Origin of the sequence: Vibrio sp. Y10_XG_PY6, assembly GCF_024181795.1 — a bacterium.
GTDB lineage: Bacteria > Pseudomonadota > Gammaproteobacteria > Enterobacterales > Vibrionaceae > Vibrio > Vibrio diabolicus.
Genome location: NZ_JAMZAQ010000001.1, coordinates 1,410,542 through 1,426,990, shown reverse-complemented (window position 1 = coordinate 1,426,990; position 16,449 = coordinate 1,410,542). Strand labels below are relative to the sequence as shown.

The window sequence follows — 16,449 nt, the reverse complement described above, 5'->3', positions numbered from 1 at the left end:
AGATACATACTATCTGCATTGTTTTATTCGATAGTATTTATAGGAGTATTCATGAAAACTAAGCATTGGTCTAAGGTGACTTTGCTACATGAAGTTGTTACGAATCCAAATATAACGATTAAAGGTAAACATAGTTATTACAGTGATTGTTGGGACGCCGGTTTTGAGGAGTCCGTTGTAAGATATCTACAAGGCGATGAGTTCAGCCGAGATTGGGAACCAAAATGGAAGATTGATAAGTTACATATAGGTGACTTTGTCTGCATTGCAGCGGAAGTTGTGATTGTTATGGGGGGAAACAGTACACATAGAGCTGATTGGTTCTCCTTGTACCCATTTATGAACTTTATTGAAGAAGCGTACGTAGGGAAAGGAGATACTCACATTGGCGATGGCGCCTGGCTCGGTATGCGATCCATGATAATGCCGGGTGTGACTATCGGAGAAGGAGCAATCGTTGCGGCAAACAGTGTGGTGACGAAAGATGTTGAGCCTTACAGCATGGTTGCAGGCTCACCAGCTAAGCATGTCAAATATCGCTTTTCTCGAGAGACGATAGACGAACTGCTCGCTCTTAGGATATATGATTGGCCTGATAAGAAAATTGACAGCCTGAAGAGGTTGTTATGTTCAGACGATTTAGAAGGGCTGAAAAAGGCAAGCGCTGAATACGATAGAAACCATTCAGTAGAGTGACGATGTCACTATTTTAAAAAACAGAAGAGGTTCATTATAGAGCCTCTTTTTAGTGTGATGGATATCTGCAACCACCACACTTCCTTATCAACTCATCATTCAGCAAGTCGCCAACTAGAATCGGAAACTTTTTAGTTTCATCTTTGCAGGAAAGGTTACCTCAATAGTTGGCTCTTTCAATTGTTAGCAGAGACGCTCATAACTGTTTTGTTTGAGTAATTCGGTTAAGTCGCCTTGACCATATTTTAGAGTTGCTTGGTGTTTTTGATGTCGAATGACCTGATCAAAAGTAGGTCGAGTCACTGAACGAAAAACGCCCACGGGTACGGGAAAGTCTGGATAGCTCAAGTTAGCAAGCGCATAAGCATAGTATGACTCCTCGCATTGACTGGAGTGGAGCAAAAGGTTCGGGGTCTCTGATTCGACAATCTGGAAGCCAAACCCTTTATTGATCAACGCTTTTGAGTGTGTTTTACCAAACAATAACGGTTCATTATCTGAGAGATAAAGTAGATGTTCGCTTCTATTGGCTGGGCCGTTGTAAGGTTCGTGCACTTTATCGTTAAAAATGACGCAGTTTTGTAGGATTTCAACCACAGCCGTGCCCGAATGCGCGGCGGCTGCCTCTAACACCATCGTCATGTGTGTAGGATCATTGTCTGATGTTCGTGCTATGAACGTAGCACCTGCGGATGCTGCTAATGCCAGAGGTTTAAGCGCTTGATCGGGAGAGCCTTCAGGACTCGACTTAGAAATGAAGCCTTGTTCGCTTGTCGGGGAAAATTGGCCTTTGGTCAGTCCATAGACAGCATTATTAAAAAGCAAAATTTTAATGTCTTGGTTGCGTCGAATCGCGTGAATAAAGTGATTACCGCCAATACTCAGTGCGTCACCATCGCCAGTTACAACCCAAACATCTAACTCTGGATTGCTAGCTTTTACACCAGTAGCGATGGCAGGGGCACGGCCGTGAATCGTATGAAATCCATAAGTATCGAGATAATAAGGAAAACGAGATGAGCAGCCGATCCCTGAGATGAATACGGTGTTCTCTTTAGTTCGACCTAATCGTGCTAGAACGGATTGCATCGTTTTTAATACGTTAAAATCACCACAGCCTCGACACCATTTGACTTCAACATCAGATGCGAAATCTTTGCGGTTGAGTACCTTAGTCGTCATTTTTAATTTCCTTCAGGTGGTGGTTGATAGACTCAATGACCTCGTGAACTTTGAATGGTAACCCCTTAACTTGGGTTACGGAGCGTGCCGAAATGGCATATTGTGAGCGAATCACTTTAACGAGTTGCTGGTTATTCAACTCAAAAACAAGCACATGTTTGAATTGGCTAATGATCTCTTCCAAATTGATTGGAAACGGGTTTAGATACTTAATATGGGCGTGAGCAACTGATGCGCCTTGCTTTCTCAGATGCTCAATTGCGGTCGACACAGAACCTTGCGTGCCTCCCCAACTTAGCACTAGCAGTGAGTCTTGAGTACTGCCTGTTAGCGTTTGTTTAGGGATGAAATGGCAGATGTTATTTATTTTTTTTGCTCTTTCATCAGTCATGCGCTGGTGGTTTTCAGGATCATGAGAAGGGTTGCCTGTAATCGCTTGCTTTTCCAATCCTCCAATGCGGTGTATTTTCTCTTTTGTACCAGGCGTGACCCACTCTCTGCTGTAATACACTTCATCACGGGCATAGGGATAAAACGGGCTTATGTTTGCTTTTGTTGCCTCGGCAGTGAGCTTAATCTCATCAGGGTTGGGCACGAGCCAAGATTCGGAGCCGTTTGCTAAGTAACCGTCACTCAATAAGATCACTGGCGTCATAAATGTAGTGGCAATTCGACAGGCCTCGATTGCCATATCAAAGCAGTCTGCAGGAGAGGCAGGAGCCAACACTGGGAGTGGTGAATCCCCATTTCTACCATACAAAGACAAAAGCAAGTCTGATTGCTCTGTTTTAGTCGGTAGACCAGTGGAGGGGCCTCCACGTTGTACGTTGATAACAACCATTGGCAACTCCGCCATTACGGCAAGGTTAATGGTCTCTGCTTTCAAACATAATCCAGGGCCGGACGTTGATGTGACTCCTAAACCTCCAGCATAAGATGCACCTAAAGCTGAACAAGCAGCTGCAATCTCATCTTCTGCTTGGAATGTCGTGACCCCAAAGTGTTGATAGGTTGATAGTGTGTGTAGAATATCTGAGGCGGGTGTTATGGGGTACGAGCCCAAAAATAGCTGGCGTTGGAGTTTTTCTGCTGCGCATATTAACCCAAGCGATAATGCTTCGTTCCCTGAAACAGTACGATACAAGCCAGTTTTATCTGCTACGGGAGCAATCTGAAAACAGTCGCTGAATATTTCGGTTGTTTCAGCATAATTAAATCCCGACTTTATGGCTAAAGTGTTTGCCTCTCTCACTTGCGAATTGTCAGCGAATTTATTATTTAGCCATTCAATGGTCGGTTCTAGCGGACGGCTGTAAATCCATAAAACAATACCAAGCATAAAAAAGTTTTTGCTTCGCTTCACTACTTTAGGCGCTATGTTTAACTCAGAAAGAGATTGAACGGTTAAACGCGTAAAACTGTCACTAATCACTCGATAATCTGCGAGGCTACCATCGCTCAATGGGTTAGATTCATAGCCAGCAAGCTCAAGGTTTTTTTTATTAAAACCATCGAGATCAATAAGCACCAAACCGCCTTCAACGAGTTGTGAGATTTTGGTTTTTAATGCAGCGGCATTCATAGCGATTAAGACTGAAAAATCGTCGCCAGGAGTATAAATCTCTGTTGAGGCAAATTGCATCTGAAAAGCCGATACTCCAGATGTGGTTCCTGCCGGAGCCCGTATCTCTGCTGGATAATCTGGTAACGTCATGACATCGTTTCCTTGTTTCGACGAGTTGTCTGAAAAGCGTTCTCCAAGTAATTGGATACCATCTCCAGAATCGCCAGCAAAACAGATCACTTCGCGTTTAAGTTGAATTATTGTCATTAAAACCTCTTACCGTGTTAGAGCAAGTTCAGTATGTTTCATTGCACTTAATGAGATGCAATGGAATTAAAGGTTGGAGAAAATGCCGTAAGCCCGAGCATTCTGAGTGTAGAGTTAATGGTGTTGGCTTTATTTGTCGTCTCTGAGGTCAGTAGAAATATCCATAGCTAGGTATGCTTTTCCGAAATACTAGAAAAGTTTGCATGACACAAAAATACTTTTTCTGTCATATTAGATGTGATTATTTTTCATTAATTGTGAGCGTTATGGATAAGCTGTCATTAATAAAGTTGTTTGTATCTGTTGTGGACTTAGGGAACTTTACAGCAGTCGCGAATCAATTAGGGCAGTCGCCTTCTACTGTTAGTAAAGCGATTGCTCGCCTAGAACAGGATTTGGGTGTTCGTTTAGTTCACCGTACAACACGTCAACTCCAGCTCACTGAAGCGGGGTTTAACTACCTTGAGACGGCAAGAGAAGTGATCAACTTGCTCAAAAGTAGTGAAGAGCAGCTTCATCAAAGTATTGCATCTCCGTTTGGTACACTTCGTGTCAGCCTTCCTTTATCGTTCGGGCAAAACTATATAACTCCGCTGATTCCAGAGTTTTGCGAACGTTACCCTGAAGTGAAGTTGGAACTTAGCTTTTCCGATGAATACACCAGTATATTGGAGAGTGGGATGGACGTTGCTATTCGAAGCGGGAGACTAAATGACAGCAACTTAATTGCGAGGCGATTATGTCCTATTGATATGGGTATGTTTGCCAGTCCGGAGTACATAAAGAAGTTTGGTCGGCCTCAGAGTGTTGAAGCGCTTAACCAGCACAAATGGATAATGTACCGCTATAAACAATCGGGGCGCTTGCTTACCTTGACGATGCCTTTAGATGGGCAATTAGTAGAATTTAGTCCTACACATCAAGTGACAGTAGACAATGGTTATGCGATGGCCTCTTTAGCGAGTTTAGGAGCAGGGATTGCACTGATGCCCCAATATCTTGCTCGAGACTTAGTACAGCAAGGTAAATTGATGTTGGTTTCTGAACCTCAAAGAACCGATGGTCAAGGTGTCTATATATACTATCCAAGTCGTAAGTTTGTGCCCGCGAAAGTAAAAGTGTTTATCGACTATATTATTCATAAACTTGATGAGCAGGGAGAGGCGATCAACAGCAGTTGGATGCTGAACCATTAAAGCTCTTACTGGAGGATGATAGCTTTTTCTGAAGTTTAAGCGTGTTACGTGCCAGTAAGTTTTCTACATTTAGTTGTGCCCACAAAAATATTAACTCATGGGTCTGTAAACAAAGATTTGCATCATTAAGAGCCGCATATAGCAGCTCTTTTTTGTCCTGAACTTGGAAAGTGGCGACAGGACTTGAAGCGCTCAGAGGGTTACGAGGACTCGCTTCAGATAAATGAAGAAAGATCGAACCGAAGTATTTTATTGCCGATTTGACTGCCTATACCGTTGCCATTCCGCTGTTAATTCTGCTTTTTCTTTTCTCGCTGCAATCAGCATTTCTATATTAACGTCAGTGTTTGGGTGCTTTTGAATGTATCGCTCGTAATCAACCGGAATACCATTAATGTGCAGTTCAAGGTGTAAATGCGGCCCTGTTGTTCTTCCTGTGTTACCCGTTTTTCCTATCACTTGTCCTCGGCTGATCTTCTCGCCAACGTGGACGTGGCGTTGAGATAAGTGTAGGTAGCGTGATACAGAGCCATTTGTGTGGCGGATATTAATGTAGTTGCCCGCGAAACGGTTGTAACGAGACTTTAAAACGATACCATCAGCAATACTACGAATCGGTGTGCCTACTGGTGTTGCATAGTCAGTGCCTAGGTGCGGAGTCGTTATATTAGTTACTGGGTGTGTTCGTTTTAAGTCATAGCCAGAGCTTACTCTGTAGCTTTTATCAAAGGGATCTGAAAATCGGAGTTTATTTTTTATTGACACGCCATGTTCATCAAATATGTTACCTTGCCCATCATTGATAATAAATAAATCGGTTTTACTACCTAAATAGTAAAAAGAACTAATATAGGTTTCATTTCTACTATTTAACTTAGTTCTTAAGATAAAATGGTCATCTCTCTTAACTGAATCAATAATATTAAAGTTACTTTTAATAAGGGCCAATAGTAAATTAATCTCTTTTTGACTTATCCCTGATTTTAACAATGAAGCGACAAACGAGTACTCAACCACACCTATGGTGATTTTTTGTCTAAGAGTCCCCCCCTCAAAAGGCGCTTGAACTCCCTCATTCTTGAACTCCAAAGGCTTAACGGTAGGCAGTCTATCCATGGGAGTGAGGATGTGGTGAGAAAGAGACACGCCAATAAAAATGAGTAAGGCAATGGTGAGAAGGGTTGCGGTAGGAGTTCGCACACTCCTTTTTATTATCAAAATAGTCATTAGTTCTGGTGGTTTATCAAGGCTGACAGTTGTGCGTAGAGTATAATATTTTAAATAAAACCTAGCATTAAAGTATGGCTAATTCCTCTGTTTTAACTAAGTGAATAATTATAGGTGATGATTTTAATTTAATAATTTAGTAAAAGTGACGGTTGGCCTGGTGTTTTTGGCTTTTTAAATGGTGTTATTGTCACGTTGAGAAAATATTTTACAATAATATAATCTCGGCAAAATATATTTTGCCAAATTACTATGTTCGCTAAAAATACGCTGAAATTAACATTAGGTCTTACGCTTACATCTCTTTTATTGAGTGCATGTGGTGGTGGTGATGGAGGAGACAACACACCTCCAGCTAGAAGCAAAGGAAGCATTTCCGGTATGGTTTTTGACGCCCCTGTAAATGGCGCAAAGATTGAGGTTTTCGAGTTCAAAAATGGAAACTTAGGCCGGAAGTTGGCTAACACGACGTCTGATGCGTTCGGAAACTATCTGCTAGAGTTTGAATCGTCTTCAATGCCTCTTTTTGTTGTTGCAAAAGAGGGGAGTTATACCGACCCGTTTACGAATGAAACGGTATCAGTGAGCAATGCGAAGACACTTAAATTTGAAGGTGTTGTGAACTTTAAAGAGGGGAGTGAGCAAAAGTTAATGCTTACTCCGCTGTCGAACTTGGCAGCAGGCTTGGCAAAGTACAAAATTTCTCAAGGATCCACAGATGAGAGTGCCTTTTCAACCGCTTTGGATAGTATCAATAGCATGTATGGGTTTGACGTAAATGAGACCAAACCTATTGATATAACCAAAGGTGGGCAAAGCAGTTTTGCTAGTGCTGGGCATCAATACGGCGCTTTATTAACTGCATACTCGTCTTACTCTTACGATCTTATAAAAAAATACGGCAACAGCGATAACGTCTACACTTCAATGCATTTCGCTGACATCCAATATCGGGATGTTATTGCAGATGGTGTTCTTGATGGTCTTGAAGTGAGCCAGACTTCAGGAGCAGTGACTCCCCTCAGCTTTGGACAGAAGAAGATAAATAGCGACATTTATACACGTGATTTATCTCAGCATGTTCTGATCGTGGTAAACGATCCAAGTGTCAATATCTCTGGTACTGATGCCGCAGACTATGTCGACTTTAGTAAGAAGCTTAATGACTTAGGTACATATGGCAGTACTGATGGCGTCATTCCACCGCGAGATGGTACGGATATCGATACAGATGCGCCAATAGTTACTCGTACGGACAGTGATGTGCTCGCTGGCACCGATAAAGTTGATCTAAAGATTGTAGATGATATCGGTGTAGAAGACGTATCCGCCTTTATTCAGTATCAGATTAATGGCTCTTGGTCTGGTGAATTTCAATGTAACGACATACAAGATTTTGGAAGCACATTCTGTTCGGTTGAATTTGATGATTTTGAAGTTGGCCTTCGAGAGACCAACGTTAAAGTTAACATTAATACCAAAGAGATCGATAGTGTAGATATGAACCCTGCCACAGGGCTCTCAAACGTAACAGCAGCACGGTTAGTCTTATATACAGCGGATGTACTGGGTAATGAGTTAATTCCAGGCAGTCATTCGGGTCTTCATATCAACTTTGAATGGGATAACGATGCGCCTGTTATCGACATTACATCGGCGAGTGCAATTAATAACCAACTTAAAGAATACGTTCTGAAAGGGGTTGTAAAAGAAAGCTCGCAAGAGATCAGTTCGGTCAGTATTTCATTTAAAGATGGCTTACATGAGGACGTCACATGTTCTCCTGTAACTGTAGAGTCTGGAAATGCTTGTGAGTTTAGTAAGGCTTACCCAACTGATGAATTCCTATCTACGACGGTCTTTGAGGTTCGAGCGAAGGATAGCAAAGGCAATACGGGCACCGCTCAGCATGCAGTAAGTCGTGACGATCAAGCGCCAGCACAAACGATTACTTATCCTGAAGGTGCGTCAATGACGTACGTAAATGTCGGTTTAGATGGTGAACGAACCACTTACGATGGTATCTACTCTCAAGATACGTATACCCCAGACAATGTTCAAGCGAGCCGCGATTTCTTGAAGATTGACTATGCGTACGCAAGTATAGGGATTCAGAATTCATTAAAAGGGGTAGATTTTAGTAACTTCAACGCTAACTTGTTGAAAGAGAATAAAATCCCTTATGTTCGTGTGAAAATATCAGACGTAAATACTGATACGGTTTTAGGCTCCAACGCCAATAAACTGAAGCTCGTCGTCAAGTATTATGTCAGCCAAAATAACGATAATAATTACTCACTTCAGCAGGTTATTGATACAACCGCATCGGATGACGACTACATCGCAAAAATTCCGCACGAAACGCTGTTAGACAGCAATGGGCGTGTAGAAGATGTCATCTATTACATTCCATTTGTAAGAGATATTTTGGGTGACAGCTTTAAATCGGTATCAGAAAACAGTAGTCAAAAGTTAGTCATTCAAACCGTCGATGAGTCTGATAACGAAAGCACTTCAAGAGAAGTATATTTTAGAAGTAGCTTTGATCTGCCAACTATAAAAGTGGTGACACCATTTATTGGTGCGCGAGCGCAACTTGAAGGGTTGAGTCCAAATGGTGAATTCACTTCACTTGCGAGTTGTACCACTATCCAACAATTGGAAAGTGATCAATCAATGGCTCTTGACGTCGCGAGTTGTGAAACCACAACTGATGTTGTGAATTATGACTTCATGCGCGTTCGTTTAATTGGTATCGAGGGCAGCGAGCCATACTACTATCAATGGAAAAGAGATCCAGGAACCAAAAAAGTAACGGTTGATTTAAACAAGGCCAATATTGGCGTGTACTTTAAGCTCAATGGCTCTCAGACTTACTATATTACTGAACTATCGACATATCAGACTAGCTTGTTTGATTTCCAGTGGGATCAAGTCACTGCCGGAGAGAAAACTTCTGAGCGTGCGATTCAAATTCTTGATGAGGTGCGCTACGCGTTATCAGGTACGAACAACAATTCATTCTTTGGGTTTGATCCAACGGTTGTGCCTTATGCAACGAACGAAATGCTTGCTACTAAAGCGATTCCGGAAAAGCCATCAAACGATTATCTACATCGATTTCTTGTCGAAGCCATCGATAGTATTGCTCAAGGAATGCCGAGAAATAACTCATTAGATTTTGCCTCCGCTATTTACGATGATTTGAGCTTTGATGGAAAAGCGAATGGTATTGGTGTTGGTGGACGTCAGGTTATGCTCGATTCTTATCAATTCGGTTCCGATACTTATCGAAAGGATTTAGCGCAATCGTATTACGAAATCATGGCGAGCAAATACGGTATTGAGACCAATATCGCGCAGCTCTATGCTGATGATATTTCGATGGCTAATCCTAACTTAAATGGTAAGAACATTTTTGATACAGAGGGTAGCAGTATCGATATCTTGCCTCCACAGCCAAAATTAACGATTGAAAGCGGTCGAGAGACGATGGTTGGCAATAAGCTTTATATTGCTGGTGAAGTTGTTTCTAAAATTGTCCTAGACGATCCTTCTGGTATTGTAGAAACCGACGCTTATGGTCCGAAGTTTAGCACGATGTGGTATCAAGCCAGTGAGCCAAACATTGAAATACCGCTGGACATCAACATTGTAGAGAACCCTGGCAACAGCAATGCTTATCGAAAAGAGTACCTCTTTACCCTTAACTCTCAGTCTAGTGAACTAAAAGATATTGTAGAGTTTGCTGTGGAAACCAGTGCCATGGACCCACATGGTAATGCGTATGGTTACGATGGCAAAGCTCCGTTTATAGAAACGGTATTTATTGATAATGATTTCCCTAAAACGAGTTACCTCCCACCTAATGATGTCGATGGTAAACCTGTAGAAGACGGTATTTATTTAAATGCCAAAAATACCCATGAATTGACCTTCAAGGTTGAAGACGTTGTGGGTGACAAGCTTTCTTCAAGAGGTCTTGTTTTCTACCAGCAAACGGGTGAAAAAGTCACATACACACCAGAGGACTTTGCGAATAACTCGAAAGACGCCTTTAAAGTCAAATTATGTACTGGGGAGCTTTGTTCAAATCAAGGCGCGACGATTTACCCGGGTGATGGTGATTGGTTAGTCGTTGCAGCGGCAGAGGATAATTTAGGTAACTCCGTTTCAGAGTTAACTAGCACGGCTCCGAGATTCAATATTCGTATCGACTCTGAAGCTCCTATTGTAAAAAGTGAGCAGGTTCAAAGTCGTTTAGGCGGTAACAACCAATGGACACCTGTTATTGATTGGGGGACGTTAAGCCCCGGCAATAATGTAAAAATAGATCTTCGCCGAGGGTCTGGTCAGGCACTGACATTAGAAAGCTGTGACCCTCTAACAGAGACGTGTGACGTACCATACCTAGTTGGTGAACAACCTGACGTCAAAGTCCAACTGGTTTCAAAAGCATTTGATTACGATGAATGGAATGAATTTTATGTCACTGCGACGGACAACGCTTATCCTGCCAATGTTAGTACAACAGGGAAATTCACATTCCAAGTCGATAACAAAGGCCCAGAAATCATCCTAAATACGCCTTGGGTTGAAGACACATTGTCCAAAGAGAACTACGTTGTCGGGCGTGAGTTCAACGTGCGATTTAAATCTGTAATAGACGATTCAGACATTGAGCAAGTCTCTCTATATCAGAATGGTAAAGATTCGCCAATTAAGACAATTGTGCCAACGGATTCATCTAAAGAGTTTGTAATGTCTCTCATTAAGAGTGACACAGATAAAATAGACATTTCTGAAGATGAAAAAACGACGTCACTGTATGTAAAAGCAACCGATATTTACGGTTTTGAATCTAGTTCTAACACGAGCAAGGTTATTCTTGATCGTGATGGGCCAACATTAGGGTTAAGTGGTTTCAATGCGAATGACTACTACTTAGGAAACTATGTCTTTGACCTAACGGCGTTAGACCTAAATGCCAACGGTGATATTTCAATTAATGGTGTAAACCGAGAAAGCTTAGAGTATTGGACGTTTAGCGATCTGGAGCCATTACCTGGCTCTCCTGGTAAAAGAATCAATGAAGATCTCAAAGTGAGCCTTGGTGATTTAGGTACGGGTACACACAAGGTTCGTTTAAAAGGGTCTGATGTTCGTGGCAACACAACCTTAACCAGTGGTGAGCAAGATTTTACCGTTAAAGTGTACAATTCCATCCCGCAGGTAACCCTAGCGATGAGTTACACGGATGGAACGCCAATTACAAACAGCACCATCTATCAAGATGGGAATATCGTACTTACGCTTGATATTGTTGATGACAGTGGCGTTGATCGAATTGACTCAACGTATAGATTTTCTGGAGAGCAAAACGGGACTAACTTTACGTTCTCAGAAACCGCAGATGGCACTTGGACGGCAACGCTGCTTTCTACACAAATTGCCAAAGATGGTAACTATGAACTTGATATAAAGGTTTACAACAAAGTTCGTTACCTTGACGAAAAAGACAGAAAGGTTGGAAAAGTAAACCAAACCTTTAGCGTACAGCGTGAAGGCGTGGTTCTCTCGGTTGCAAGTCCGCTGGACTTCCAGAACTACTTATCTAATGGTGTTCTTGATGTCACCTTTACTACATTGAGTGCGGTCAAAGCCAAAACGTTAGAGTGTTGGGTTCGTGAAGAGTACAACTCTCTAGATGCCCCACCAACTAATGAGCAACCAACTTCTGGTGTTATCAACGTATCGCAAGAACCTTACAGTTGTAGTGTCAATGTTGGGCAAAACATGACGAAAGCACCTGTCACTTTGATCACTAAAACCTTGGGTACAAATGGGCGTGAAACGATCAACAAGTTCAATTTTTCGATGGTGGATATTGATGCACCAACAGTCGTTGATGGTAACTCATACAGTTTTAAAGGAAGTGATGTTTGGTTTGATGAAGCTTTGAAGAAGAAGATGCTCACATTTGAGCTCTCTTTCAATGATGCTTTGTCAGGCGTGAATACTGAAAGTTCAGATAAATATCCAAAGTTGGTTCGTAATCTTGGCAACAAAGCTTATACACCAACGACCTGTGCCAAAGGTGTTGGAAATATCAAGTGTACGTATTCTGAATCCTACGCCGATATTATTGATGGCCTGAGTACAACTCAAGAATACAAAATCAAGAACGTATCTGATTTAGCAGGAAACTTGACGCCAGAGCATGATCTGCTGCTTGAATTACCTAAAGGTTCGGTAGTCGTTGAAATTACTGATCCGGTTGGAAACACAACCATTAATGGTCAGCAGCTTGTCGCTAGATTCAGAATTAAGTTGTATGAAAACTCTAGGCTAGACAATGTGATGGCCAGATTTGGAACGGAATCCTACAACTATAAAGATAATCCGGAGAAGTTTGCGCAATTGGAAGTGTGTGCAGATGACCCAACCTACAAGTGTTCAACATTTACGAGTGAACTTCCTAGCGATGCGGATGGAAAAACGATCAGGACAATTATTACCGCAACGGATGTGTGGTCGAGAGTCGGTGAAGCGACCGTTGATATTAAAGTTGACAACACACCTCCAAGTGTTGGCGATGAGATTATCGTAACCGAATCGCCAACAAATCCTGATAATGTTCGTTTTCGTTTTGATATAACGGACACTGGTAGCAGCCTCGCAAAAGTAAACTACTCGGTTTTAAACCCGAGTTATCAAGAAGAAAGAGTAGAGGATGGGAATGGTTCATCTACGTACTTTGAACTACCGAAATCTCAGTTAGAGGGGCGTGGTTCAATCACAGTAGACATCAAAGCGACAGATAGCGTCGGACTGTATTCTGATATCAGAAAAGTCATTGATATTAGTGTTCCTAAAGTCACAGTTGATTTCGATGGAATTACGAGTTTGCAGGGTGGGAAACTGTTTTTAACCAAGGCGAGCCAGCCGTTTACGGTATCTACGGTGGAAGGAGAAAGAGTGAAAGCTTCACAATATTCTGTGGAGCTTATTCCAAGCCTCGGTGATTCCTTGCGTTACTCAGGTGATGTTATCTCATCTAGTGGTAATGGAATGATGAACTTTGCCGTCGATAACCAAGGGTCATATACCCTTAAGGTGACGGTGACGGACTCAGTTGGAAGAGAGAATACAAGCTTTGAGTTACTAGGAAAAAGTTATGATGGAAAGGTTATCGAATCTATTGTTGATTATGACGTTCCAAGTATTTCTGGCTTAAGTGCTAATCAAATCTCTAAGATACCGACAAACGATAAGTATCAACTAGAAATTAGTGCATACATTACAGATAAAAATTTAAATCTCGTCACGTCAAAAGCGGTGAGTGATGGCAGCACTGTGGCTCCTCAAGCGATTACTAAGCCGACAACCGAAGCGGGGCCTTATGTCATAAGCTATTTGTTACCTAAAGGCGATCATACGATCACGGTGGCAGCAACAGACAAGGTGGATAACAATAGTGAAAGTTCTATTGACGCGCATGTGGAAGCGGCAACCGTTCCCGGGCTAAGTATCTCTACCGCCTCAAGCGCCCCTCTTTTTGGAGGCGAAGAGATTACGCTCGCGTTTAACTTTACAGAAGAAGTTACGAGCTTTGATATCTCAGATGTCCATCTTGTCGCTAGTGATAGCGGTGCAACAGGAACGTTAAAACAAGATACTTGGTCGACTTCAGACAATATTACGTGGACGGTTAATTACATCAGCCCAGAAAAACAAGATAAAAATATCACTATTCAGGTAGAAGATAATAGCTATCAAAGTACCAACACCATTCCAGGAAAGGGAAGCAGCTTAAGTATCGCGGTTGAAGGAACCTTACCAAAACTAACCAATGTGACATTTAACCCCGAGCACCAGAGCGTGGGGCAAAGCGTGAGTGTCTCGCTTGAGTTTGATAAAGAGCTCCAAGAGGCGACCGCTACGCTTGGCGGCAATCGCATTAGTTCTCTGTCAGCAACGGCAGATAAAAAGGTCTGGGTTGGTGATGTACAAGTTCCGAGCACCACGCTGTTAAGTGTCGACTTGGTTGTTAGTCAGTTTAAAGATTTGACTGGCAACATAGGTGAGGATAACACCGCTCACGAATTACCGATCACACCGACCTTAGTCATCACGCCAGTGGGCAATGTGGATGAAACGCATGCTGCCACGCTACAATTCGAAGGTACGTCGACACGTTTTGACGGTCAGTCCCTGCGTCTTGAAGTGAAAGCCCAAGGCAGCGCGACGGTATTGAAAAGCAGCAGTGCGACAGTACAAGCCGGTGGCACTTGGACCAGTGACGCAATGGATATGAGTCATCAAATCAATGGCACTTACACCGTGATGGTAACGGGGACGAACTCAGCGGGCATTGAAGTGAGTGAAAGCCAGAGCTTTACACTCGCGCAGTCTCTGCCAACGCTGACTAATGTGACGTTTACGCCTGAGCATCAAGCCATCGGCCAAAGCGTGACGGTAACGCTGGAATTCGATAAAGATCTGCAATCCGCAGCGGCGGAGTTAGGTGGCACGACGATCACCTCATTAATGGCAACCGCGGACCCAAGTGTTTGGACTGGTGATGTGGTGGTACCAAGCACGTCAGAGCTGAATGTGGCGTTGCTGGTTCGTGACTACCAAGACTTATCAGGAAACACCGGTAGCCAGAACACGGCTTACTCCATGCCGATCACGCCGACCTTAGCCATCACGCCAGTGGGCAGTGTGAATGAAACGCATGCCGCCACGTTACAATTCGAAGGCACGTCAACACGTTTTGACGGTCAGTCGCTGCGTCTTGACGTGAAAGCCCAAGGCAACGCGACGGTACTAAAAAGCGGCAGTGCGACAGTACAAGCCGGTGGCAATTGGACCAGTGACGCGATTGATATGAGTAACCAAACCAACGGCACTTATACCGTGATGGTGACAGGGACGAACTCAGCCGGCATTGAAGTGAGTGAAAGCCAGAGCTTTACACTCGCGCAATCTCTGCCAACGCTGACTAACGTGACGTTTACGCCTGAGCACCAAGCCATCGGCCAAAGCGTGACGGTAACGCTGGAATTCGATAAAGATCTGCAATCCGCCGCAGCGGAGTTAGGTGGCACGACGATCACTTCATTAGTGGCAACCGCGGACCCAAGCGTTTGGACTGGTGATGTGGTGGTACCAAGCACGTCAGAGCTCAATGTGGCGTTGCTTGTTCGTGACTTCCAAGACTTATCAGGGAATACGGGTAGCCAGAATACGGCTTACTCCATGCCGATCACGCCGACCTTAGCCATCATTCCAGTGGGCAGTGTGGATGAAACGCATGCCGCCACGCTACAATTTGAAGGCACGTCGACACGCTTTGACGATCAGTCCCTGCGCCTTGAAGTGAAAGCCCAAGGCAGCGCGACGGTATTGAAAAGCAGCAGCGCAACAGTACAAGCCGGTGGCATTTGGACCAGTGACGCGATTGATATGAGTCACCAAGCCAATGGCACTTACATCGTGATGGTGACGGGGACGAACTCAGCGGGCATTGAAGTGAGTGAAAGCCAGAGCTTTACACTCGCGCAGTCTCTGCCAACGCTGACTAATGTGACGTTTACGCCTGAGCATCAAGCCATCGGCCAAAGCGTGACGGTGACGCTGGAATTCGATAAGGCATTGCAAGCTGCCGTTGCAGAGTTAGGTGGCACAACGATCACTTCATTAGTGGCAACCGCGGACCCAAGCGTTTGGACTGGTGATGTGGTGGTACCAAGCACGTCAGAGCTCAATGTGGCGTTGCTTGTTCGTGACTACCAAGACTTATCAGGGAATACCGGTAGTCAGAACACGGCTTACTCCATGCCAATCACGCCAACAATACATCTAGATGCTATCAACGATGTTGCTGGAGTGGAAAGCGTGACAATAAGTGGTAGTAGTGAACGATTTGAAGATAGTGAGTTCATAGATATCAAAGCAGTCGACGCTGATGGTACAGAAACCACAGGCATGGCTACCGTGTTTTCAGACTCATGGACAACTGATTTAGATCTTTCAGGACTGAAGGACGGGGTGGTGACGATTTATGTGAATGGTACCAACAAGCTTTCCGCCTCTGCCGAAGAGGCTCAAGCAACATTTAATTATGCTCGCTTCGCAAATACAGCCTCCTTAGGTGCTGTCTACAACCGATATTTTAGTGAGAACAAAACTTTAAAAAATGCGGCATAAATAAAGCGAGCGTTTAGCTCGCTTTATTTATTTGGGACTTTTTGTGATATTTATCAAAATAATTGCCTTTATTGATAAGTTACTCGAATTAATGAATCGTCT

The 16,449-nt window shown here is 43.3% G+C and carries 6 protein-coding genes; 3 read left to right on the top strand and 3 right to left on the bottom strand.

All coding sequences use genetic code 11. The features are described from left to right. The first annotated feature begins 51 nt into the window (after window positions 1-51). Entirely contained in the window at window positions 52-696 is a 645-nt protein-coding gene (locus NL644_RS06135) for a CatB-related O-acetyltransferase (RefSeq protein WP_114323342.1), read from the top strand. Window positions 697-879: 183 nt separating this feature from the next. Here NL644_RS06135 and NL644_RS06130 read toward each other — a convergent pair whose 3' ends face one another. Then, entirely contained in the window at window positions 880-1,878 is a 999-nt protein-coding gene (locus tag NL644_RS06130; protein ID WP_253658187.1) for a 2-oxoacid:ferredoxin oxidoreductase subunit beta, read from the bottom strand. Continuing rightward, window positions 1,868-3,709 (bottom strand): 2-oxoacid:acceptor oxidoreductase subunit alpha, encoded by a 1,842-nt coding sequence (locus NL644_RS06125; protein WP_253658186.1) that lies wholly within the window; start codon window positions 3,707-3,709, stop codon window positions 1,868-1,870. Before NL644_RS06125 ends, NL644_RS06130 begins: the two co-directional genes overlap by 11 nt. Window positions 3,710-3,975: 266 nt before the next feature. Between NL644_RS06125 and NL644_RS06120 the strand changes: the two genes are divergently transcribed. Continuing rightward, window positions 3,976-4,905: a LysR family transcriptional regulator gene (locus NL644_RS06120; RefSeq protein ID WP_253658185.1), complete on the top strand. Its 930-nt coding sequence runs from the start codon at window positions 3,976-3,978 to the stop codon at window positions 4,903-4,905. Window positions 4,906-5,154: 249 nt separating this feature from the next. Here NL644_RS06120 and NL644_RS06115 read toward each other — a convergent pair whose 3' ends face one another. Then, a complete protein-coding gene (locus NL644_RS06115) occupies window positions 5,155-6,132 on the bottom strand; it encodes a peptidoglycan DD-metalloendopeptidase family protein (RefSeq protein WP_253658184.1) in 978 nt (325 codons plus the stop codon). 381 nt (window positions 6,133-6,513) lie between these two features. On the opposite strand from NL644_RS06115, the gene NL644_RS06110 reads away from it, so the two are divergent. Then, entirely contained in the window at window positions 6,514-16,347 is a 9,834-nt protein-coding gene (locus NL644_RS06110; protein WP_253658183.1) for a tandem large repeat, read from the top strand. The last annotated feature ends 102 nt before the right edge of the window (window positions 16,348-16,449 follow it).